19 protein-coding genes and 1 pseudogene are annotated in these 22512 nt (G+C 62.5%); 4 read left to right on the forward strand and 16 right to left on the reverse strand.

The genetic code is table 11. The features are described 5' to 3' along the window. Positions 1-1178 (forward strand): annotated as a pseudogene (locus V6767_RS13150) (IS256 family transposase); the annotation flags it as partial. A gap of 243 nt (positions 1179-1421) precedes the next feature. After that, positions 1422-1673 (forward strand): hypothetical protein, encoded by a 252-nt coding sequence (locus V6767_RS13155; protein WP_448473912.1) that lies wholly within the window; start codon positions 1422-1424, stop codon positions 1671-1673. A gap of 235 nt (positions 1674-1908) precedes the next feature. Here V6767_RS13155 and V6767_RS13160 read toward each other — a convergent pair whose 3' ends face one another. From V6767_RS13160 to V6767_RS13205, 10 genes are all read right to left on the reverse strand, one after another. Further along, the gene (locus tag V6767_RS13160; protein ID WP_448473913.1) at positions 1909-4635 is read right to left on the reverse strand and encodes a DUF2339 domain-containing protein; all 2727 of its coding nucleotides are present in this window, start codon (positions 4633-4635) and stop codon (positions 1909-1911) included. Positions 4636-4750: 115 nt separating this feature from the next. After that, the gene (locus tag V6767_RS13165; protein WP_448473914.1) at positions 4751-6937 is read right to left on the reverse strand and encodes a putative bifunctional diguanylate cyclase/phosphodiesterase; all 2187 of its coding nucleotides are present in this window, start codon (positions 6935-6937) and stop codon (positions 4751-4753) included. Positions 6938-7207: 270 nt separating this feature from the next. Next, positions 7208-7720: a DedA family protein gene (locus V6767_RS13170; protein WP_448474002.1), complete on the reverse strand. Its 513-nt coding sequence runs from the start codon at positions 7718-7720 to the stop codon at positions 7208-7210. A 155-nt stretch (positions 7721-7875) separates the two neighbouring features. Beyond that, positions 7876-8724, reverse strand: coding sequence for an MOSC domain-containing protein (locus V6767_RS13175; RefSeq protein ID WP_448473915.1), 849 nt, complete (start codon positions 8722-8724; stop codon positions 7876-7878). A 13-nt stretch (positions 8725-8737) separates the two neighbouring features. After that, on the reverse strand, positions 8738-9673 hold the full coding sequence (locus V6767_RS13180) for a mechanosensitive ion channel family protein (protein WP_448474003.1): 936 nt from the start codon (positions 9671-9673) through the stop codon (positions 8738-8740). A gap of 63 nt (positions 9674-9736) precedes the next feature. Continuing rightward, positions 9737-10279, reverse strand: coding sequence for a tyrosine phosphatase family protein (locus V6767_RS13185; protein ID WP_448473916.1), 543 nt, complete (start codon positions 10277-10279; stop codon positions 9737-9739). Beyond that, positions 10276-10908 carry a YfbR-like 5'-deoxynucleotidase gene (locus tag V6767_RS13190; protein WP_448473917.1) on the reverse strand — a complete coding sequence of 211 codons (633 nt, stop codon included), beginning with the start codon at positions 10906-10908 and terminating at the stop codon, positions 10276-10278. The genes V6767_RS13185 and V6767_RS13190 overlap by 4 nt, the downstream gene beginning before the upstream one ends. Positions 10909-10912: 4 nt before the next feature. Continuing rightward, positions 10913-11731, reverse strand: coding sequence for a CAF17-like 4Fe-4S cluster assembly/insertion protein YgfZ (gene ygfZ, locus V6767_RS13195; RefSeq protein WP_448473918.1), 819 nt, complete (start codon positions 11729-11731; stop codon positions 10913-10915). Positions 11732-11922: 191 nt separating this feature from the next. Further along, on the reverse strand, positions 11923-12180 hold the full coding sequence (locus V6767_RS13200) for a hypothetical protein (protein WP_018066457.1): 258 nt from the start codon (positions 12178-12180) through the stop codon (positions 11923-11925). A 126-nt stretch (positions 12181-12306) separates the two neighbouring features. Further along, positions 12307-12750, reverse strand: a complete 444-nt coding sequence (locus tag V6767_RS13205; protein ID WP_448473919.1) for an NUDIX hydrolase — start codon at positions 12748-12750, stop codon at positions 12307-12309. 79 nt (positions 12751-12829) lie between these two features. Here V6767_RS13205 and V6767_RS13210 point away from each other — a divergent pair, with 79 nt between their 5' ends. After that, positions 12830-13567, forward strand: a complete 738-nt coding sequence (locus V6767_RS13210; RefSeq protein ID WP_448473920.1) for an SOS response-associated peptidase — start codon at positions 12830-12832, stop codon at positions 13565-13567. Positions 13568-13851: 284 nt separating this feature from the next. Here the strand turns inward: V6767_RS13210 and pssA are convergent, their stop codons facing one another. From pssA to V6767_RS13230, 4 genes are all read right to left on the reverse strand, one after another. Beyond that, positions 13852-14736, reverse strand: coding sequence for a CDP-diacylglycerol--serine O-phosphatidyltransferase (pssA, locus tag V6767_RS13215; protein WP_448473921.1), 885 nt, complete (start codon positions 14734-14736; stop codon positions 13852-13854). Beyond that, complete coding sequence (locus V6767_RS13220) at positions 14736-15434, reverse strand: phosphatidylserine decarboxylase (protein WP_448473922.1); 699 nt, start codon at positions 15432-15434, stop codon at positions 14736-14738. The genes pssA and V6767_RS13220 overlap by 1 nt, the downstream gene beginning before the upstream one ends. A 96-nt stretch (positions 15435-15530) precedes the next feature. After that, entirely contained in the window at positions 15531-17417 is a 1887-nt protein-coding gene (locus V6767_RS13225) for an ABCB family ABC transporter ATP-binding protein/permease (RefSeq protein ID WP_448473923.1), read from the reverse strand. Between the two features lie 176 nt (positions 17418-17593). Further along, positions 17594-19054, reverse strand: coding sequence for a LysM peptidoglycan-binding domain-containing protein (locus tag V6767_RS13230; protein WP_448473924.1), 1461 nt, complete (start codon positions 19052-19054; stop codon positions 17594-17596). A 173-nt stretch (positions 19055-19227) separates the two neighbouring features. On the opposite strand from V6767_RS13230, the gene V6767_RS13235 reads away from it, so the two are divergent. Then, positions 19228-19848 (forward strand): LOG family protein, encoded by a 621-nt coding sequence (locus V6767_RS13235; RefSeq protein WP_448473925.1) that lies wholly within the window; start codon positions 19228-19230, stop codon positions 19846-19848. A 6-nt stretch (positions 19849-19854) separates the two neighbouring features. On the opposite strand, the gene rarD is transcribed toward V6767_RS13235, so the two are convergent. Further along, positions 19855-20787 (reverse strand): EamA family transporter RarD, encoded by a 933-nt coding sequence (gene rarD, locus V6767_RS13240; protein ID WP_448473926.1) that lies wholly within the window; start codon positions 20785-20787, stop codon positions 19855-19857. Positions 20788-20889: 102 nt separating this feature from the next. Further along, positions 20890-22509: a citramalate synthase gene (gene cimA / locus V6767_RS13245; RefSeq protein WP_448473927.1), complete on the reverse strand. Its 1620-nt coding sequence runs from the start codon at positions 22507-22509 to the stop codon at positions 20890-20892. Positions 22510-22512: the final 3 nt, after the last annotated feature.

Genomic DNA, 22512 nt, shown 5'->3' on the forward strand with positions numbered 1-22512 from the left:
ATAATGCTCCATCTTACTCAAGAGTTGGAGCCTCCGGCAAACCCGGTGCGGTTCAGCTTTGCAGCCGAGAAGCTGATGGAGCTGGAGGTCGGCGCGAAGACCGGCGCGGGCTATGGCGAGAAGAACGCCTTTCGGCTGACCCAGCGCAACGGCTATCGAGATCGTGATTGGGAGACGCGTGCGGGAACTGTGGAACTGCGCATTCCCAAGCTTTGGTCAGGCAGCTACTTCCCGAGCTTTCTCGAACTGCGACGCATGGCCGAAAAGGCGCTGACGGCTGTTATTCATGAAGTCCACATCCAGGGCGTCTCGACCCGCTCTGTCGGTGACCTGGTCAAGACCATGGGCATGAGCGGTACTTCCAAAAGCCGGGTTTCCCGGCTGTGCGAAGAGATTGACGACAAGGTCAAAGCGTTCCTCGACAGGCCCATTGAGGGCGATTGGCCCTATCTGTGGATCGACGCCACCTACATGAAGGTCCGGCGTGGCGGTCGCATTGTCTCGGTCGCCGTCATCATTGCCGTCGACGTCAACACCGATGGACGGCGCGAGGTCCTGGGCATGGAGATCGGCACGTCAGAGGCCGAGCCGATCTGGACGGAATTCCTGCGAAAGCTGACCCGGCGAGGCCTCAGCGGGGTCAAGCTCGTCGTCTCCGATGCGCACGAGGGCATCAAGGCCGCCGTTTCCAAGGTTCTGTCCGCCACATGGCAGCGTGCCGGGTCCACTTCATGAGAAACGCCCTGGCGCATGCGGGAAAGAGCGGCCGGCGCGTTGTGTCGGCCTTTATTGCCACCGCCTTCGCCCAGGACACGCAGCAAGCCGCAAGCGCACAATGGCGTAGCGTCGCAGACCAGATCAGGCCGAAGGTGCCGAAGCTCGCCACCCTCATGGACAGCGCCGAAGAGGATGTTCTGGCCTACATGACCTTCCCAAAGCAGCATTGGGCTAAGCTACACAGCACCAACCCCATTGAGCGATTGAACGGCGAGATCAAGCGGCGCACCGAGGTTGTCGGCATCTTTCCCAACGATGATGCCATCGTCCGTCTCGTCGGCGCGCTCCTGCTCGAACAGAACGACGAGTGGGCCGTTCAGCGATCCCGCTACATGACCCTTGAGACAATCGCCGCAATGAGCGATGATCCACTCATCAGCCTGCCCGCTGCGGCGAGCTGATCCGATCCCGGCACCGTCCGGAAGGCACGGCAATCGCCGAAGCTACACCACGCTGCGGGACACGATCTCGGCGAAGCTAGTGGGCTAGACGTGCTCTACATTTGGATAGACGAGCCATTGCCAGCTGACTTTGAGCGAAAGCTTTTGAGCGAGCTTCTTGCTTTGGCGGAGCCGGTTGGTTTCGGCGAATTCGAAGCCGCAGTCCGGTAAAGCGAGAATGCGCAATCAATACTCGATAAGGGGGTGCGCGACGCGACGTTCGACTATAGGGGAAAGCGTCGTTTCGACGACATGCTACTCTTCGACTATGTGAGTGGTTATAGGCTCAAGGTTGAGTATTTCCCATTCGGGTTGTCTATCATCGAAGACACGCCTGCCTTTCAGAAACAAAACCCAGGCATACCGTTGGTTGTATCATCCGAGTTTAACAAAATGTATGGTGAAGGCGCTTTGCAAGGCGCTATCAAACTCGCGCTGGCGGCAGACAAAATTTAAACTCGGCACAAAGCTCTCTGGGTCAAAGTGGTTCCATTTTTGCGCCAAAGGCGGTCACGCGCTGCAGAAATGCGGAAAGTACCGTTGCAGGATGCTGAGGCGACATCGCCGCTGATATCGTTGATAACCTCCGTCTGGCGATAGCGGCGCAGGAATATGCCGCTATCGCCGACGAAGGACATTGCGTAGCCGTCATGCGGGATCGCGCTGATCCTGCGCAGAAGCGGGCAATCGTCTACGAGCCATCCTCCGCATCCAATGACCTGTCCGAGATCCGGTTCCAGCGTTGGTTCATGGCGCGGTCGAGCCAGCCGAGACCGGCCAGCGCCAAGCCGAGGCCGATGAAGGAAACGACGCGCAGGAGCCCTTCGAGGCCGGAAATATCCACCAGAAAGACCTTCGCGATCGTCAGGCCGGTGGCCGCCATGGCGACCTTGCGCAGGGTATGGGAACGGCGGGAAAAGCTGATCAGCAGCAGAACAGCGCAAACGATCACCAGCGCGATCGTGTAGCTGTAGAGTTCCGGCTGGGTGACGCCCGGGACCGAAAGATCATTGCCGCGCCAAAACCGTCGGATCTCGCAGGTGACATAGAAGCCTGCAAGCAGGCCGGATACGCAGATAAAGGCGACCCGCAACCGTCGACCGAGATTGCCGATCTTCCATGCGCCGACCGCCAGCACGGCCGCAAGCGGCAGATAGCTGAGCGCCAGACTGTCGAAAATCGCTGGCCCCGTCACCGGGTTGAAGCGGAACAGCACGGGATTGGTGATTGTGAGCGGTACGGCAATCAGGGCGATGGCGGTGAGGCCGAACAGCACGGCAAGCGCCGCCCGGAAAAGCCGCAACCACCTGCCGGTGGTCGGCAGGCGGCTGATCTGGGCGAGCATCGCGATCGCCATTACCGCGGCGAGCAGTCCCGGCTCATCGGGCACCAGTCGCTGCAGCAGCGCGCAGGCAAAGACGGCGGCCACCGTCCATGTCGTTGTTTCGATTGCCGCCTGAACGGATATTCGTGCGCGCAAAACCGTCAGTCGCCAGCCGAGATAGAGCAGCACGAGCGTGCCGCCATAGGCCTCGATGACTGCCAGCCATGATGTGGTGCTGCGCACCGCCCAGAAAAAGCCGGGGCTTGCGATCAGGCGGAAGGCAATAATGGCGAGCGCCACCTTGGTGAAAATGCCGATGAGCGCGAGATTGAAACGCCGGTCAAGCCAGATGGTGAGGATCACCACTACGCCGAGCGCCAGCGTGAGCGCCGTCTGGGTCAGCACCACGAACAGAGCCAGTGCGAGCGCCGACAGCGCCGCGATTGCGAACAGGGCCGCGCGAAGCTGTCGCTGGTTGTTGTCGTCGTCGCCGCGCAAGGTGCGGTCCGTCAGGACGGCCATGACCGCCGCGACCGCGAGAATATGGAGGCTCCAGAGGTAATCGCCGAAGGCCGCAGCCGGCGACCAGAGAAACTGGAAGATGAAGGCGCTCGCCGGCGCGAAGGTCGCCGCCGCCAGCGCGAAGCCGAGGGCCGCGCGGGGGTCGTTTCGGGATCGGGTCATGCGCCAGAAGGCCATGATCGATGCGAGCGCCGAGAGCACCAGAGCCAGCGTGACGAAAAAGCTCGCTTGAGTCGTCGCGGCCTCCCGCAGGGCGACGAAACGGCTGAAAAGCGGACCAAACTCCACCGCCTGCAGTACGAGTACGGCCAGAAACGCGGCTGCGGGCAGAAGCGGAATGTCTTTCAGCGCCTCGGCCCGGTGCATCCATGTCAGCGTCGCGCCAAGGATGAGGGCGACGAGCAGGAAGGCCACATTCGCCTCTGTCGCGGACGGCGCTTCAAGTGATAGATACATGCTGGCCGTGCTGACGAACAGCGTCATCGCCGCGACAATCCGCGTCGGAAAATCGGCGCGCGGGCGCAGGCCCGCAAGCGTAGCCAGAACCGTCTGGCCTGTATGCGTCGGCACGAAGCTCTGCACCGGAATGATGACAGCCGCCAGCCAGGACAGCGCGAGAAAGGCCGCATAATGGATCAGACCGCCAGTCGCGACATAGAGCAGGGTGGCGGCGCTCGCGGTCGCGATCAGCACGACGGCGGAGACCCAGGCCCAGCGCTTGACGCTGTCGACGGCGAGGCCGGCAATGGCGATCAGGGCGAAATAATAGAAGAACAGCCAGCCGCTCTCGGATTGCCCGCCGACAAGAAAGGGCGCGGCGGTGGCGCCGATAATGCCCACGGCGCTCAGGACAGAGCCATAGAGCCAGCCGAGCGTCACCGCCAGTATGCTGACCAGAACCAGCCCGGCGAGCGTGGTTTCGGCGGAAACGAGGCCGTAGAGAAGGCGGGCGGCAAGCACGGCGGAAAACAGCGTCACCAGTCCCGCGCCGGCAAACACCGAGGGCAGGGCGGCTGTCGCGGCCGTTCCTTCGTCACCGTAGCGGCGGCGGATCGCCTCGCCGGCGGCAATCATCAAGGCGCCCAGCGCCAGCGCGCCGATCACGCGCCAAACCGGCGTCAGCAGCCCGTTTTCGACGCCATACTGAACCATGAAGACGCCGCCCAGCGCCAGCGAAAGGGCTGCCAGAGCGATCGTCCAGTTCTGGCGGATCCATTGTGCGAATTGCCCCATGACGTCGCCGGTAAAGACGAAGGCGCGCGGCGGTCCCTTGACGGCGCTGGATGACTTTTCGGTTTCGGTCGGCGCCGCACCTTTCGGCGGCGCGACGGTCTCGGCCGCGGACGGCTCCACGCTTTCGGCCGGTTCTCCGACCGGCGTTTTTTCCGTGGCTTCTGCGCCGGCGGCAACGCTTTCTTTCATATCGCCTTGCGTCTGGCTCTCCAGCATTTCCAGCCGTTGGCGCGTTCTCTGATGCTCGTCCTCCAGTTTCCTGATACGGCCTCTCACCCTGGAATGCGACATGGCGAATGCCACTAGGAGGATCACAAGAAGCCAGAAAACCGAAGTCATATCAAACCATTCCAACAAAAAGACAGCGGGTTACCTGTAACGGAGATGATCTCAACCGTTAAGCCCGAACATGCCTTATTACCAAGAGTCGATGACTGGGCCCTGATGCCCTTGTCTAACGCTGGATGATAAATCTTCGCTCGAATTCGGCTGCCGGTAAAGGACGGCCGAACAGGTAGCCCTGAACTTCCGGACATTCGTATTTCTTCAGCAGTTCCAACTGGGCTTGCGTCTCCACCCCTTCGGCGATGACATTCATGCCGAAGACCTTTCCGAGGTAAAGGACGGCGCGGACGACGGCTTCGTCCTCGGGGTCGGTGTCGATGTCGCGGATGAAGGTCCGGTCGATCTTCAGACGCGTGACCGGGTACTTCTTGAGAAGGCTGAGCGAGGCGAAGCCGGTGCCATAATCGTCAAAGGCAAGGCCGATTCCAAGTGCGCGGAGGTTCTGCAGCATCCCAAGCGTCGTCGGATCATCCTCGAGAAGAGTGCTTTCAACGATTTCGAGCTCAAGGGCCCCGGCGGGAAGCGCATAATGCGCGAGGGCGTTTTCGACGACCTGAACGAGGTTTCCGGCGCGGAACTGGCTTTCGAACAGGTTGACGCTCATCCGGAAGTGCGGAGCGTGCCTGCGCCAACGCGCTGTCTGCGCCAGCGCGGTGCGCAGGATCCACTCGCCGATCTCGGATGAGGAAGGTTTCTGGCCGAGGACATCGATGAAGGATGCGGGGCCCAGCAGGCCGCGTTCGGGGTGGTTCCAGCGGATCAGCGCCTCCGCGCCCGTCAGTTGCATGCTGTCGGCAATGAATTGCGGCTGATAGTAGAGCTCGAACTCGCGCTCCAGAAACGCCTTCTTCAGTTCTTTTTCGAAAGCGCGGCGGGCAACCGCGACCTCCCGCAACGCTGGAACGAAAATTTCGCAGCGTCCCTTGCCGCTTTTCTTGGCGCGATAGAGCGCAAGATCGGCAGCGCCGAGCAGTTCTTCCGGGCTGGTGCTGTGCTGAGGTGCCAGCGCGATGCCGATGCTTATTCCGATGTCCGCGCGCAGACCAGCAATGTCATATGGTGCCGCAACGGCATTCGCGATTTCCTCCGCCGCCGCAAAGGCTGCGCGTTCATCGTCGCCCTTGAGGAGAATGACGAATTCGTCCCCGCCCAGGCGCGCGATCATCACCGCTTCCGGGCAGGACCGCTTCAGACGTTGGGCAACCTTCTTGAGAACGGCGTCACCGGCCGAATGGCCAAGCGTGTCGTTGACCTCCTTGAAGCGATCGAGATCCATCAGCAGAACCGTATTGGGCTTGCCGCCGGAAATCTCCTTCTTCAAACATTCCCGCCATGCGCCGCGATTGGGAAGGTCCGTAAGCGGATCGAGGGAGGCCAGCCGGAACAGCCGCTCCTCATTGTGGCGGCGCTCGGAGATATCGCGCACGATCGCTCCGGCGCAGATTTCTGTGCCCTCATGCCAGGTCGAGAGCGAAAATTCCGCGGGGAACGCGGTGCCGTCCTTTCTCAGCCCTGGCAGTTCCACGATCCGGTCGGCGAGCTCAAGCGGCGCGCCCGTCTTCAATCGCTCCATTTCGGCTTCGAATATCGAAAGCCAGCTATCTGGCACCAGCAACTCGCTGGAGCGCGCGAGCATTTCCGATTCCGCGTAGCCGAATATTTTCTCCGCGGCCCGGTTCCAGAAGGTTACTTTCCCCTCGCTGTCGGTAAAGATGATCGCGTCGGGCGCGGTTCGGGCGATGCTTTCGAAGCGCGCCTGGCCTACGGATCGCAGATATTCCAGGCGGCGCAATTCGAAGCGATCCATAATCAGCGCCGCAATGTCGGCCAGCAGCTTGCGATCCTCGTCGGTAAAGGCGCTTCGCGGCTTGCTGTCGATAAGGCAAATGGTGCCGAGCTTGTGTCCGGACTGGGTGATCAGCGGCTTGCCGGCATAAAACCGGATGAAGGGATGACCCAGCACGAGCGGATTTGTGGCAAAGCGCGGATCGTTCAGCGCATCGGGAATGAACAGCACATCATCCTGAACCAGCGCATGCGCACAAAACGAAACATCGCGGCTGGTCTCGCATACGTCCAGCCCGATACGAGACTTGAAGAACTGCCTGTCGCGCCCGACCAGCGAGATGAGCACGATCGGAACGTTGAAGAGTCGCGCAGCGAGCGCCGTCAAACGATCGAAGTTTTCCTCCGGCGCGGTATCCATAAGCTGGAACTGCCTGAGCGCCTCCAGGCGTCCTTCCTCGTCTTCGAGCATGGGGTAAGGCGTGTCGGGGGATGTTGTTCGACTGTTCAAGCGGGCGCTTCCTTGCAGGCTTCAAAAAAGTCTGACTATTCGTTGTCTTTTGTTGAAATTATATCACATCGGCAGATTTTACGGTAGCAGTCTGCCGGGTTGCGGCATCAGGCACAGGGGGCTACCGCGGATGAAAACAATTGCCTGTTCACGCGTCATTCTAACGTGATCCATGCGCCACTGGATCACCGGGAAAGCGCAAAGAATTCCATGTGATTAGGCTGTCCCGGCCATGCGGCCTATTACAAGCCCGATGTCTCCGGCAGGCGGTTAATGCAAGGTAAGATGCAGGCGCTCGGCGATGACGTCGCCGAACATATAGGGCCCGATGGTCCAGACTGCGGCCCACAGCAGGCCGCCGGCGATATTGGCGGCGAGGAAGGGTGGCCAGCGCATTCCCATGGAGCCCGCCGCAATTCCGTTCAACTGCCGCAGGATGACGACGAAGCGGGCGCCGACCACGACCCACGCGCCGCGTTTTTCGTAAAGGCCCTCGATCCATTTCTGGCGGTCTTCCGTCATGCCGACATAACGTCCATAGCGCGAAATCAACGCCCGGCCGCCAAACCGGCCGATCAGATAGCCGGTGCTGTCTCCCATCACCGCGGCGCAGACGACGACGAAGAAGATCCCGACGATCGACAATTGTCCGTCTGCCGCCAGCAGCGCGGAGCCGATCAACGCGCTTTCGCCCGGCAGCGGCGCGCCGAGCGATTCGAGATAAATGATCACGAACAGCGCCAGCAGGCCATAATGATGGAGATAGGGTTCGATGAAGGTAATCGACTCGTGAAGAAAATGCGCCATTTAGACCTGCTGCGTGGAAAACCCGGCATGGTCTGACTGCCGGATAGGTTGGTCATAGTTTACCTTGCCCGAGTTTCGCGCCTAAGGCTATAGCGACCGTCGCGCGGCCGGAATTTGAGGGCCGAGGGTTGTTATGCCCGCGTCTTCACCGGCCAGCGCTCTGCCGTGCTTTTGGTGACGGTGACCGGATCGCCGACGCGCAGCATGCCTTCGCCGCGCGGCACGGCGTTCCAGCCGAACAGCGGGCCGGGCACCCGGCGGTCGGCGGACATGCGGAGCCGTCCGAGCGCCGGCAGCGGGTTTGCGCCTTCGCGTGAGCCGGTGGTCTGGTCTTGCGTGGTCATGATGCAGCGGGTACAGGGCTTGACGAAATCAAACGCGATGCCGCCAATCTCGATGCCGGCCCAGCCATCCTCCGCCCAGGCCTCGTCGCAATCGACCACGATATTCGGGCGAAACCGCTCCATGCCGACTTCTTCCGCGCCATGGGCCTTCAGATCGGCATTGAGCGCGGCAAGCGACCCCGTGGTGGTCACCAGCACCTGAAAACCGTCGGCGAAGGAAACCGGCGTTTCGTCGCTTACCCAGTCGCGGCTTGCGATCCGCTGTGCTGCGTTATCGAAGAAGGCGAGGCGGACCGGACGGTCGAACCAGTCCGAAAGTGTGGCATCGGCCGCGCCGGTGCTCGCCGCCGCGTTGACCGTGTCTTTCCAGACGGTGACATCGATCCGCTGCTCGCTGGAAGGCCCGGTTTCGATCTCCCCCTTGCCCTCCATCGACAGCACAAGCCCGTCCGGCCCCGGACGCGCCGTTACCCGGGCGAGCGCCGGCAGATCGCGCTGGGTGATGAAACGGCCATCCGGCTCCGTCAGAACCGCGATGCGATCGCCTTCAAGGCCGCTTGCACGGCAAAGCGCGGCATCGAGAGTGATGCCGCGCGCGCTTTTCATGGGGTAGATGTTGAGTTCTGCGACGTTCACCGCCGGGCTCCGATCATTCAGGTTGTTTCTTCGCGCCGGCCTTCGCCGCCGGCTTGCTTTCGTCCGTATCAGCCTGGTCGGTCTTCTCCGGCTTTACCGGAAGACCGTCGTCATCGAGCGTCGAGAGCGTGACCTGCGGGAACGGTATCGAGATGCCCGCGTCATCGAAGGCGAGCTTGGCGTCGCGGGTCATTACATGGGTGGTCTTCCACCACAGCGGGCCGGGCACCCAATAGCGCATGGCCACCACCACGGCGCTGTCACCGAGTTCCTTGACGAAGGCGTAGGGCTCGGGATCGGAGAGCACGTTCTCGTTGTTCTTGGCCAGATCGAGCATGATATCGATCGCCTTGCGCAGATCGTCTTCATAGCCGATGCCGATGGCGAGTTCATGCATGCGCTGGGCGACGCGGGAATAATTGGTGATCGAGACATTCCAGAGCGTCGAGTTCGGCGCGAGCCGGTAGAGGCCGTCGAAGGTCTTGAGCTCGGTGGCAAACAGGCCGACCTCCTGCACCGTGCCGTCGATCGAGCCGGTGGAGATATATTCGCCGACCTTGAAGGGGCGCAGCACCAGCAGCATGATGCCTGCGGCAATGTTCTGCAGCGTGCCCTGCAGGGCGAGACCGATGGCGAGGCCGGCGGCGCCGAGAGCGGCGAGGATCGAAGCGGTCTGTACCCCGAACTGGCCAAGCACCATGACGATGACGATGGTGAGAATGCCGTAGCGCGCGATCGCGCCGAAGAAGCCGGCCAATGTCTTGTCGACATTGTCGAACTTCATGAATGCCGTCTTCACGGAGCGCTGGGCAATCGCGGCGACGATCCAGCCGACGATCAGCAGGATAATCGCGCCAAGCACCGAGAACGCGTAGGTGACGACCAGGGCCATCATCGCTTCGGCAAAATCGCTGGATGCATTTAGAAGGTCGGCGGCTTGCTTCTCTATCGAATCCATCAATCAGTCCTTATTAATTCATCTCAAATATTTCGGGCCAAGGGTACGGATACTCTACCTATGGCGCAACGGTGCGATGGCAAGATCGTCGAGATCAAGTCTGAAAGGCGCGTTGAGCTGACATTCGCGGCCGCGGCCGATATCCTTGACGGCGGCAGCGAGCCGGCCGCCGCGCTGAAGCGCTTCATCGCCGAGCGCCGCCAGCCGCCTGTTTGGCGTGGCGGAGGGGGAGGCCGCGCGCAACGCCTTCGCCAGCGCCGCCTCATCGATATCGGGCGCGATCGCGAGGGCGGCGATCATGGCCGCGGCCGGCGAACGCGAGACGCCCAGCCAGCAATGCACCAGCAGCGGGCCGTCACCAGCCCACTGCCGGGCGAAATCGATGATCTGATCCACATGGGCCCGTTCCGGGGCCACGAGATCGCCGGCGCCGGCAAAGGCGATATCGTTCATGCGCAGCACGAGGTGTCGGTCGATCATGCCGGGACGGGCGAAATCATGGCCGGCGGCCATCAGCGAGACCATCTGCCGGCAGCCGTGCCGGGCCGCCATCTCGCCGATCCGTTCCAGCGGCGATACGATGATCGCCCCGCTCATTTGGCGGCTTTCCTGGCCGTTTTCTGAAGTTCCGTGCGCGCGGTCTCGATTTCGTCGAACCGGTCGAGAAAGCGCTGCTGAGCAAGCGCCGTCGGCATCGGCTCGATCGGCAACAGCTCGATCGAGACGCCATTCGGCTCCCCGAAGAACCGTTTTGCCTCGGCGATCGAAAAGCCGGCGAGGCTTACCGATTCGAAATAGGCCGCGATCCTGTCGGCCGCCTTGATCTTGGCCTTCAGCGCCGGGCGGGGATGCGGCGGCAGGCCGAAGCGGAGGTGCACGGCCGCCTCCAGCCGCTTTTCCACCGCCTTGTAGCCGCCGCCGACGACCGCTTTGAACGGCGAGATCATGTCGCCGATGACATATTCCGGCGCGTCGTGCAGCAGCGCCGCCTGGCAATCGTCGGCATTCGCCTGGGTGATGTGGCAGAACACCGCCTCGACCACGAGCGAGTGCTGGGCGACCGAATAGGCATGTTCGCCCAGCGTCTGGCCGTTCCAGCGCGCGACCCGCGCCAGACCGTGGGCGATATCGGAAATCTCGACATCGAGCGGCGAGGGGTCCAGGAGGTCGAGCCTGCGGCCCGAGAGCATGCGCTGCCAAGCGCGACTGTCGTTTTTCGGCGGCATCGGCCTATTCCGCCTTGGATGCTTCGAGCGTGATGCCGCTCCAGCCATAGGGCGTGACGGTCACCGACACATCGCCGGCCATCAGGCTTTCGGCAGATGCAACCCGGTCGATCCGGAGGATGGCCATCGCCGCATCACCCGCGACCGAGCCGAGTTCGCCGGCGGGCTTGCCATCCGCAAGGACCGTCGTGCCGGAAGCGGGGAGGGCTTCCGCGCCACGCATCATGACCAGCCTGCGCCGCGCGGTGCCGCGATGCTGCATGCGCGAGACCACTTCCTGGCCGACAAAGCAGCCCTTCTTGAAGGAGACCGCGCCATTCCGGTCGAACAGAAGATCGTGCGGGAAGGCGTCCTGCGGGGCGTAATCGGCATGCATTTCCGGCACGCCCGCTTCGATTCTCAGCGCGGTGTAAGCTGCGGCGTCCGGAGCGCCATGGCGGCCGGGCAGGCGCTTCACGGTCATGCCGGCGGGGGCAAAACGCATGTCGGTCACGGCGGCTTCGGGGGCATTGCCGGTGAAGACTGTCACGCCCTCGGCCTCTTCCTGAGCAATCGTCACTTTTGCCCGCAATTTGTAGAGCGTCAGTCGCTGCAGCAGGCTGGCGGCGTCTTCGGCATGGGTTTCGATCACAAAACCCGTATAGGTCCGGCTGATGAGGAAATCGAACATCACCTTGCCCTGCGGCGTCAAAAGCGCGCCCGGCCAGGCCTCGGCGGGGCCGATGCGGTCGAGATCGGTGGTGATCAGGTTCTGCAGAAAATGTTCGGCGTCATCGCCGGAAAGCGTGATGACGGCCCGTTCCGGAAGGTGAATCTCAGCCATGATCGTATCCTCTGGCATGCCGGTAGTAGTCCACAGGCAGCAATTGAAAATGTAGGGTCGCAGGCGCGGCCCGCAAGGCGCTCATGCGTCAAACGCCCGGTCAACGGGACAATTGCCCGTGTTGTCACGCGGCGCGAGGGATTCGTCAATGGTGGAAGGGTCGGGCTGCTGATGCCCGAAGGACGAGGGCGCTATTGCAGGATGCGTTCGGGCGAAAACTCGCCGGCGAGCATGCGTTCGCGCAGCGATTCGAGCATGGCTTCCGCGCCTTCCTCGCCGATCATCCGCACGGTTTCGCGCATGGCAAGCGCAAGCGCCGCGTCGGCGATGATCTCGGGCTCGATGCCGTCGGCTACGCCATCAGCCCAGGCTTCATTCTGATATTCGAGAGCCACCTGCATCTTTTCGCGCACGATCATGTCGTCGATCTCGTTGGCGTTCGGCTTCATCGCATATCCTTGTCGGCTTCGTCTTTGATCGTCATGCTACCAATTTTTTCGCGCTTGTGTCAGAGCGGCCGTCCGAAAAAGTGAATTTCCGGTTAATCGCAGCGCTTTAGCGATTATTTCACGGCGCTAATGTGCTTCTTTCGCCACAGTGTCGCGGCGTTGCCGATCCAGCGCCTCGGCGCATTCGCGCACGCTCGAGGGCACGTTGAGCCGGGCGATATCGGCGAGCGTGAACCAGCCGAGATCGTCGGCGTCGTCGGCCGCCGCTGCGATCGCGCGGTCATCGACCTCCGCGAGGAAGACGCTCAGTCGGTAAAAGCTCGAAACCGCGCCGGATTCAGTCCTGTCGATCAGATCATAAACAGAAAACAGCTTTACATTTTCGGCTGTTAGGCCGGTTTCTTCCTTCAATTCGCGAATCGCCGCCTGTTCCGCTGTCTCGCCCGCTTCCGCCTTGCCGCCCGGAAAGGCATACATGGCTCTCGCCGGAGGATTGGCGCGGCGTACCAGCAGGAACGTGTCTTTCCGGCGGATGATCACCGAGGAGGCGGGTTTTGGCGTCTCTGTCATGCTATATACGGGTGGTAATGCCCAATGGATGTTTTACGGAAGGCGCGCCTTCCGTTTTCAGGATGAGTTTCAAAGCGCAATGTGTGGACGTTTCGGCCTGATAGCAACCCCCGAGGAGGTGGGCGAGGCTTTCGATATTACCGGTATCGACCCGTTCCCGCCGCGCTATAACATCGCGCCGTCGCAGCCGATCCTGATAGTCGTGAGCGCTTCGGAACTGACCGGCGGCGGGGAGGGGCGCAATGCGCTGCTGGTGCGCTGGGGCCTGATTCCGGCATGGGTGAAGGATGCGCGGGAGTTTTCGCTGCTGTTCAACGCGCGCAGCGAAACCGCGGCCGAGAAACCGGCCTTTCGTGGGTCGATGCGCCACTTCCGCACGCTGGTTCCAGCCTCCGGCTTCTTCGAATGGCGCAGGACCGGCGGCGGCGCGCAACCCTACTGGATCCGCCCGCGCCATGGCGGAGTGATCGCCTTTGCCGGCCTGATGTCGCCATGGCTGGGCGCTGACGGCACGGAGATCGATACCGGCACGATCCTGACCACATCCTCAAGCGGCGTGATTGCGCACATCCACGAGCGCTCCCCGGTGGTGATCGCGCCGGAGGATTACGAACGCTGGCTCGACTGCCGCAACTTCGAACCACGCGAGGTCGCCGACCTGCTGGCCCCGCCGCCCGCCGATTTCTTCGAGGCCCTCCCGGTGTCAAAGGCCGTCAGCAACGCCCGCAATATGGGGGCAGACCTGATCGAGCCGATCGGGCCACCGTTGGAGGGTGAGCCCAGGGATGAGGGACCGGGGCAGATGGATTTGTTTTGAGGGCGGTCCGTTGCGTGACGGACCTACAATCCGTCTCCGACTTTCAGCTCGGGAAGCCTCGCCGCCCCAATCTCCCCCCTTGAGGGGGAGATGTCGCGAAAGCGACAGAGAGGGGTAGAGGGCGCAAGCCCTATAAGCCGAATTCGCCGAGAGGGTTCACCCCTCTCTGCCCCTGTCGGGGCATCTCCCCCTCAAGGGGGGAGATTGTTGGCGGAAAAGCTTCTGTATGTAACCGGCGCCTGGCGGCGGCTGCGTTGCATCGGTCACCGATGCCCGCCAACACGTCAAATATCCAGATCCAGCCGGTTCTTGCGCGGCAGGCTGTCATCCTCGTCGTCATCGGTGTCGTCCTCCATCACCAGCGTGCCGTATTTGCGGTGCCAGGCGCGGGCGCCGAGCGGCAGGCTGAGGAGGTAGAGAACGGAGCCGACGATCATCACGTGCCAGGTGTAGGCGAACAGCAGCGCGACCGAGAGCACGGCGACCAGCATCATCGGCAACGCGAAATCGCGCCGGACGGTGAAGCCGAGGCTCTTGCCGGACCAGACCGGCAGGCGGCTGATCAGCAGGAAGCCGATGAGCACGGTGTAGGCGGCCGAGGCCAGCGCCACGCCACGGCCAAGCTGCATGCCGAGAAAGCCGAGATAGACCGGCAACAGCATGATGATCGCGCCAAGCGGCGCGGGGACGCCGACGAAATATTCGCCCTGCCAGCTCGCCTTGCGCTTGCGGTCGGCCATCACGTTGAAGCGGGCGAGGCGGAGTGCTGCGGCAATCGCATAGGTCAGCGCCGCGATCCAGCCGAGCGTGCCGCCGTCATTCAGCAGATAGGTATAGGCGACGAGCGCCGGCGCGATGCCGAAATTGACGATATCGGCAAGCGAGTCCATCTGCTCGCCGAATTTGGAGGAGGCCTTCAAAAGCCGCGCCAGCCTGCCGTCGACGCCGTCCAGAAACGCCGCGATCAGCAGCATCGCCACGGCCTTGGGAAACTGGCCGTCGATCGCCATCCGAATGCCCGAAAGCCCGGCGCAGATGGCGAGCACGGTCACCAGATTGGGAATAATGAGGCGGAGCGGTATTTCGCGCAGGCGCGGTCCACGACCGGATTTATCGGCCGTGGGCTTTATCCGGGGCTCCAGCGCACGATCCTGGCTGCCTTCATCCATCACATTTTCCGTCCGACGGTCGGAAGATCAAAACCGCCGAAGCCCGCCAGCACGGTCTCGCCGGCCGTCGCCATCTGGCCGACGGCAACGCGCGGGGTGGCCGTGGTCGGCAGGTAGACGTCGAGCCGCGAACCGAAGCGGATCAGGCCGAAGCGCTCACCGGCATCAAGCACATCGCCGTTCTCGGAGAAGCACACGATCCGGCGGGCGACGAGGCCCGCGATCTGCACCACGCCGATCAAACCGTGGCCGGTTTCGATCACGAGGCCGTTGCGCTCATTGTCTTCGCTCGCCTTGTCGAGTTCGGCGTTGAGAAACTTGCCGGGGCGATAGTGGATGCCGGTGATCCGGCCGGCCATCGGCGCGCGGTTCACATGGCAGTCGAACACGTTCATGAACACGCAGATGCGCAGCATCGGCTCGGCGCCGAGGCCCATTTCGGCCGGCGGGATTTCCTCGCTGATTGCGGAGACGCGGCCATCGGCCGGGCTGATGACGAGATTGTCGTCCTGCGGTACCACCCGGTCGGGATCGCGGAAGAAATAGGCGCACCAGAGCGTGGCGATCAGGCCGATCCAGAACAGCGGCTGGGCAATCCATCCAAGGATCAGGGTCGCCACCAGAAAGATGGCCACAAAGCGGTGGCCTTCCTTGTGAATCGGCGCCATCGAATGCCGGATGGAATCGATAATGGTCATTGGTCCTCGCTAGGTTGCCCAGGTTCTCACGGGCGACAATACAGGCTGCGCGCGACCTTGGGAACACGGCCGTGCGTCGGTTTTGCGGCGGTCTTGTCAGTTGGCGGGGTCGAGCCGCATGATAACGCCCATATCGTCGCTTTCGCGCACCTTGCGCAACTGCTCCTCGGCAAGGGTCGCCTCGCGCTGGCGCTCCCACATCTGGGCGTAAAGGCCGCTCTGCGCGATCAGGTCATCATGGGTGCCGCGCTCGGCGATCTCGCCGCGTTTCAGCACGATGATCTCGTCGGCGCCGATCACGGTGGAAAGCCGGTGGGCGATCACCAGCGTCGTGCGGTTCTTCGAGACCACGTCGAGCGCCGCCTGGATTTCGCGCTCCGTATGGGTATCGAGCGCGGAGGTCGCCTCATCAAGTACCAGGATCGGCGGGGCTTTCAGAATGGTGCGGGCGATCGCCACGCGCTGCTTCTCGCCGCCGGAAAGCTTCAGGCCGCGCTCGCCGACCTGGGTGTCGAAACCTTCCGGCAATTGCCGGATGAAATCGCCGACCTGAGCGAGTTCGGCAGCGGCATTGACCTCCTCGTCGGTCGCCGAGGTGCGGCCATAGCGGATATTGTAGGCGATCGTGTCGTTGAACAGCACAGTATCCTGCGGCACCATGCCGATCGCCTCGCGCAGGCTCGACTGGCGCACCTCGCGCAGGTCCTGCCCATCGATGGTGATCGCGCCCTCATTGACATCGTAGAAGCGGAACAGCAGGCGCGAGATCGTCGACTTGCCGGCGCCCGTCGGGCCGACGATCGCCACCGTCTTGCCGGCCGGCACCTCGAAGGAGACCCCTTTCAGGATCGGGCGTGACGGATCGTAGGAAAAATGCACGTCCTTGAAGGCGATCGCGCCCTGGCGGATCTGCAGGTCCGGTGCATCTGGCTTGTCGGTGATTTCGAGGTCTTCCTCGAGAATATCGAACATCTGCTCGATATCGGTCAGGCCCTGGCGGATTTCGCGGTAGACCGAGCCGATGAAATTGAGCGGGATGGCAAGCTGGATCAGCATGGCGTTGATGAACACGAAATCGCCGATAGTCTGGGTGCCGTTTTTCACCGAGATCGCCGACAGCACCATCATGATCGTCATGCCCACGCCGAAGATCACGCCCTGGCCGAAATTGAGCCAGCCGAGCGACGTCCAGATACGGGTCGCCGCGTTCTCATAGCGCGCCATGGAGGCATCGAAGCGATGCGCCTCCATCTTCTCATTGCCGAAATATTTGACGGTCTCGTAGTTCAGAAGCGAGTCGACGGCCTTGGTGTTGGCGTCGTTGTCGCTGTCGTTCATCTCGCGGCGAATGGCGATGCGCCAGTCGCTGGCCTTGATGGTGAACCAGACATAGAGCACGACCGTGACGGCGGTGATGGCGAGATAATCGAAGCCGTAGCCCCACCAGAAGATGATCGCGACCAGGAAGAATTCGAGCACGGTCGGCAGGGTCGCGAGGATCGTGAAGCGCACGATCGTCTCAATGCCCTTGGTGCCGCGCTCGATGATCCGCGACAGACCGCCGGTCTTGCGCGAGAGATGAAAGCGCAGGGCGAGCTGGTGCATGTGCACGAAAACGCGGTGGGCAAGTCGGCGCACGGCATACTGGCCGACGCTGGCGAACAGGGCGTCGCGCAACTGGTTGAAGCCGAGCTGCCCGATGCGCGCGAGATTGTAGAACAGCACCAGCGTGACCGCGCCGAACAGAACGGCCGGCAGGATGGTGTTGATCTCCAGCTCGCCGGTCAGCGCATTGGTCGCCCATTTGAAGGAATAGGGGACGAGCAGCAGGATGAGCTTTGCGACCACCAGCGCGATGGTAGCGAGAACCACGCGACGCTTCAGGTCCGGACGACTTTCCGGCCAGATATACGGCCACAGATTGATGATCGTCTGAAGCGGATTGGATGAATCCGCTGACACGGTTTTACCGCGATCTGCCATGCTAGTCCCCGCGCTCAAGGCCTTAGGCCGAGCCGAAATAAGAGAAGTATCAAAATGAAAGGCGCCCCGCGGGGCGCCGCTTTCACCGCGACATAAGGTCGCCGCGGGGATATTGCAATGGTAGGGGGCCGAAACGAATTTCACCGCCGCCGCTTTTTGGACCGCGTTTTATCCCGCTACTGGTCGCTCGCCGGCAGATGGTATTCCGGGCCGATCGGCATGCCGTCCAGCAGGCGGCGGTGGATCGTTTCCGCTTCCCCGATCGGCAGCGGCTCCTTCGGCACCGAGAAGACCTGGCCGGGCAGGATCAGGTCGGGATTGACGATCTGGGGTTCGTTGGCGAGGTAGATCGTCGTGTAGCGAACGCCGCGCCCATACATGCGCCGCGAGATGCGCCACAGGTTGTCGCCGCGGCGGATGATGACGGCGTTGTCGCTGCTTTCAAGCTGCGGCTGGGTGAAGGTCTGGCTGCCGTCCTGCTGCTGTTCGCCGCTGGTTGCCGGCGCGCTGGAGACTGCCGCCACCTGGTCGCCGGGCGGGCGGTCGAAGGGCACGACGGCGCGGGCAACGACCTGACCATCCTCATCCAGCATATCGACGCGGATCGTATGCAGCCCCACCGAAATGTCGATCTCGGCATCGAGAACGTAGTTGCCATCGACATTCACCTCCGCATCGCCGATGAGCGCGTCATCGATATAGCCGCGAATGGTGGACCCCGGCGTGCCGCTCCCGGCCACGAACAGGCGGTTGCCCTCGATTTCAACGGCCTTGATGCTGACAAGCGCCACGACCTCGCCCTGACCGCCATTTTTGTCCGTCTTTTCCGCGTCGGTCTCGACCGTGACCGTCTGAAGCTGGGTCTCCTCCTGATCGCTGACGTTATCCGTGCCGGACCCATCCTGTGTCTGCTCGTTGGCGCTGGTCCGCTCCGCGTCTCCGCCCGCCGCGTTCGTGTCGTCCGAGGCATTGACGCCGTCGCGATCCTGATTGCCGGACGTTTGTCCGCCATTCTCCTGCTCACCGGAGGACCCAGGCGCGCGCGCTATGACCGTGCCTTTCGGCGCACTTTCGTCGCCATCCGGCGAGGCGATGATTTCGGAGGCCTTGCCCGGCTCGGTGATCAGGGCCAGCAGGTCGCCGTCCGGAGTCTCGGGGATCGAGATCGTCGCGGTTTGCAGCGATCGGGCGGTGCGCCCGTCGGGCATGGTGACGTCGAGATAGATGAGATGATCGCCGGGCGTCAGCGGCGTTTCGATGATGGCGACGAAATCGCCGGAATCGCCGACACTGGAGGAGGCGACAACAGTGTCGCCCTCCTTGACGTCGAGCACGCCAAGCGGCTCGGCGGCGCCCGCGATCACGGCCGTGCCGTCGGGTTCCACGCGCAGCACATCGAAGGTGGGGATGCGCAGGCCCGTCTGCTGCTGCTCTTCGTTTGCGTCGCTGTCGCTGTCGGGCCCACTAGCGCTCTCGCCGGAAGCGTCCGCGGGTTCGCTCTGCTCGGTCTGCGGTGCGCTGCCTTGAGTCGTGTCGCCGATCTCGCCACCATCCTCGCGGGTAAAATAATAGAGGCCCGCTGCAAGGAGAACGAGCAGGATGATGGCGATGACGATACCGGACCGGTTATTTTTCATTCAGAGCTCCGAAGAGGCGATGACGCCAATTGGCTGAAAACGCTAGCCATAGTGCCGGATATATACAAGAGTTCATTGGCTGTCTCGGCAAAGCGTGAACAGGGTAAATCTGCGATTGTGGTCTAAATGCAATGAACTTGACCGGTCGCGGGCTAATGGGATTGATTGGCGGCATGAAAAAACAAGACAAACCGATTCGCAGCATCTGCGTCTATTGCGGCTCCAGGCCGGGCGCGGCGCCTGAATATATGGCTGCCGGCAAGGCGCTTGGCACTGCCATCGCGACAGCCGGTTACGGCCTCGTCTATGGCGGCGGAACCAAGGGCATCATGGGCGCGGTCGCCGAGGGCGTGCTGGAAAACGGCGGCCACGTCGTCGGCATCATTCCGGAATTCCTCGTCGACATGGAAGCGACCCGCGACCAGCTCGAGGCGCTCGACGAGCTCATGATCACGCCGAACATGCATGTGCGCAAGCATACCATGTTCGAACGGGCGGACGCCTTCGTGGCGCTTCCCGGCGGGATTGGCACGCTCGAGGAGATCGTCGAGATCATGACCTGGGCGCAGCTCGGCCGCCACGCCAAGCCGATGATCCTCGGCGATATCGGCGGTTTCTGGCAGCCGATGATCGAGCTGCTCGATCACATGCTGAAGGAGGGCTTCCTCCACACCAGCCATCAGGTGCGCCCGCAGCTGATCGCCAATGTCGAGGACATGATCCCCGCGATCGAGGCCGGCTGGGCGGAGACGGCCGACGACGACGGCGACGCCCGGATCATCGGCAAGATGTAGGCAATGCTATTCGGCGAGCGCGGATGTTTTGCGTCTGCGCCTGACCATGGGCGCGGTATAGATCACCAGCGCCACCCAGATCAGCGCGAAGGCGGCAAGTTTCGCCGGCTCCAGCGGCTCGCGGAAGATCAGCACGGCGATCAGGAAGATCACGCTCGGCGCGATATACTGCATGATGCCGATGGTCGAAAGCCTGAGCAGCTTGGTGGCGTTTGCATAGATCAACAGCGGAATGGCGGTGACCGCGCCGCAGCCGATCAAGAGCAGCGCCGTGACCGGCGAGCGCAGGAAGTGGCCTGCACCGGTTGCTTCCAGATAGATGATGTATCCGAGCGCCGGGCCGCTCAGCACCATCGCTTCCAGCGTGAAGGCGGTGGTGCCTTCGACCGGCATGACCTTGTGCAGAAAGGCGTAGAGCCCGAAGCTGAGCGGCAGCGCCAGGGCGACCAGCGGCAGACGGCCGAGTTCCACGGTGAGGATGACCACCGCCGCGAAGGCGAGGACGACGGCGACCATCTGCCCGCGCCCGAGCTTTTCGCGCAGGATCACCGCCGCAAGCGCGATCGAAAACAGCGGGTTGATGAAATAGCCAAGGGCCGCGTCCACCGTCTGGGCGCTGCTGACCGCGTAGATATAGGTGCCCCAGTTGAGCGTGATGAACAGGCTGCACAGAACCACAAGCCCCATCATCTTCGGCTGGCGCAGCACGCTGGTGACGGTGCGCGACTGGCCGGAATAGGCGACCATCGCGCCGGCGAACGGCAGCGACCAGACGATCCGGTGCGCCAGGATTTCGTCTGTCGGAAGGTCGATGACCAGCTTCATGTAAAGCGGCAGCACGCCCCACAGCATGAAGACGATGAAGGCAAGCACGAAACCCTTCGTGGTATCGCCCTGCGGCGCCGGCGCTTCGTGGGCGGCTGGGATTTCGGTGGACATGGTGTTTCCTTGAAGTCTTTTGCCCAAACGCAATAGACCTTCGTTATCGCCGCCGCCACACGAAACTTGCGATCAAACCATCAATTGAATTGAACGGACCGCCTATTCCGCCGCAACGCGGCCGGCAAGCTTGCGGTTTTTCATCAGCTTGAAGGTGATCGAATCCATCAGCGCCTGGAACGAGGCGTCGATGATGTTTTCGGAGACGCCAACCGTCCACCACCGCACACCGTCGTCGTCGACGCTCTCGATCAGCACGCGGGTGATCGCCTCCGTGCCGCCATTGAGGATACGGACCTTGTAGTCGGCAAGCTTGAGGTCGGCAATCTCGCCCTGGAACTTGCCGAGGTCCCTGCGGAACGCCTTGTCGAGCGCGTTGACCGGGCCGTCGCCCTCCGACACCGACAATACCCTGCGGCCGTCGATCTCTAGCTTGACCACGGCCTCCGACACGGTCTTCACCCGCCCGTGGCTGTCGTAACGGCGCTCGACCATGACCCGGAAACTGTCGACATGGAAGAAATGTGGCACGCTGCCGAGCTCGCGCAACGCCAGAAGCTCGAAACTGGCATCGGCGGCCTCATAGGCATAGCCCATGGCCTCGCGCTCCTTGACGATCGCAATCAGCTTGTCGAGCCGTGGATCGTCTTTGGCAACGGAAATGCCCAGCCGGTTGAGTTCGTTGATGAAATTCGACTTTCCACCCTGGTCGGACACCATCACCCGGCGGCTGTTGCCGACGGCCGCCGGATCGACATGCTCATAGGTCTTCGGGTCTTTCAGCAGCGCGGAGGCGTGGATGCCGGCCTTGGTGGCGAAGGCCGATGCGCCGACATAGGGCAACTGCGGATCGGGCGCGCGGTTCAGCAACTCATCGAAGCCGTGGGAGAGGGCGGAGATTTCCGTCAGCCCTTCGGCATCGATGCCGAGTTCGAAACGGCTGCTGTAGCGCTCCTTCAGCGCCAGCGTGGCGGCGAGCGTGATGATGTTGGCATTGCCGCAGCGCTCGCCGATGCCGTTCAGCGTGCCCTGCACCTGGCGCACCCCGGCGTTGACGGCGATGAGCGAGTTGGCGACCGCCTGTCCGGTGTCGTTATGCGCATGGATGCCGAGATTTTCTCCCGGAATGCCGCTGGCGATGACATCGGCGATGATTTCCGCGATCTCATCGGGTTGCGTGCCGCCATTGGTGTCGCACAGCACCACCCAGCGCGCGCCGGCATCATAGGCAGCCTTGGCGCATGCGAGCGCATAGGCGGGGTTGGCCTTGTAGCCGTCGAAGAAGTGCTCGCAGTCAAGCAGCGCTTCCTTACCGGACGCCGCCACGGCTGCGATGCTGTCGGCGATGCATTCGAGATTATCTTCGTTGGAGATGCCGAGCGCGACCTTGACGTGATAGTCCCAGCTCTTGGCGACCAGACAGACCGCGTCGCCAGCAGCATCGATCAACGCTGCAAGGCCCGGATCGTTGGAGGCCGAGACGCCGGCGCGCTTGGTCATGCCGAACGCCGTCATTTTCGCCCGGCCGGTGCGTCTCTTTGAGAAGAACGCGGTGTCGGTGGGGTTTGCGCCGGGATAGCCGCCCTCGACATAATCGATGCCGAAATGATCGAGCATATTGGCAATCGCAATCTTGTCCTCGACCGAGAAATCGACGCCCGGCGTCTGCTGGCCATCGCGCAGGGTTGTGTCGAACAAATAGATGCGTTTGCGGTCTGACATTGT

The sequence above is a fragment of the Martelella sp. FLE1502 genome, assembly GCF_053484255.1.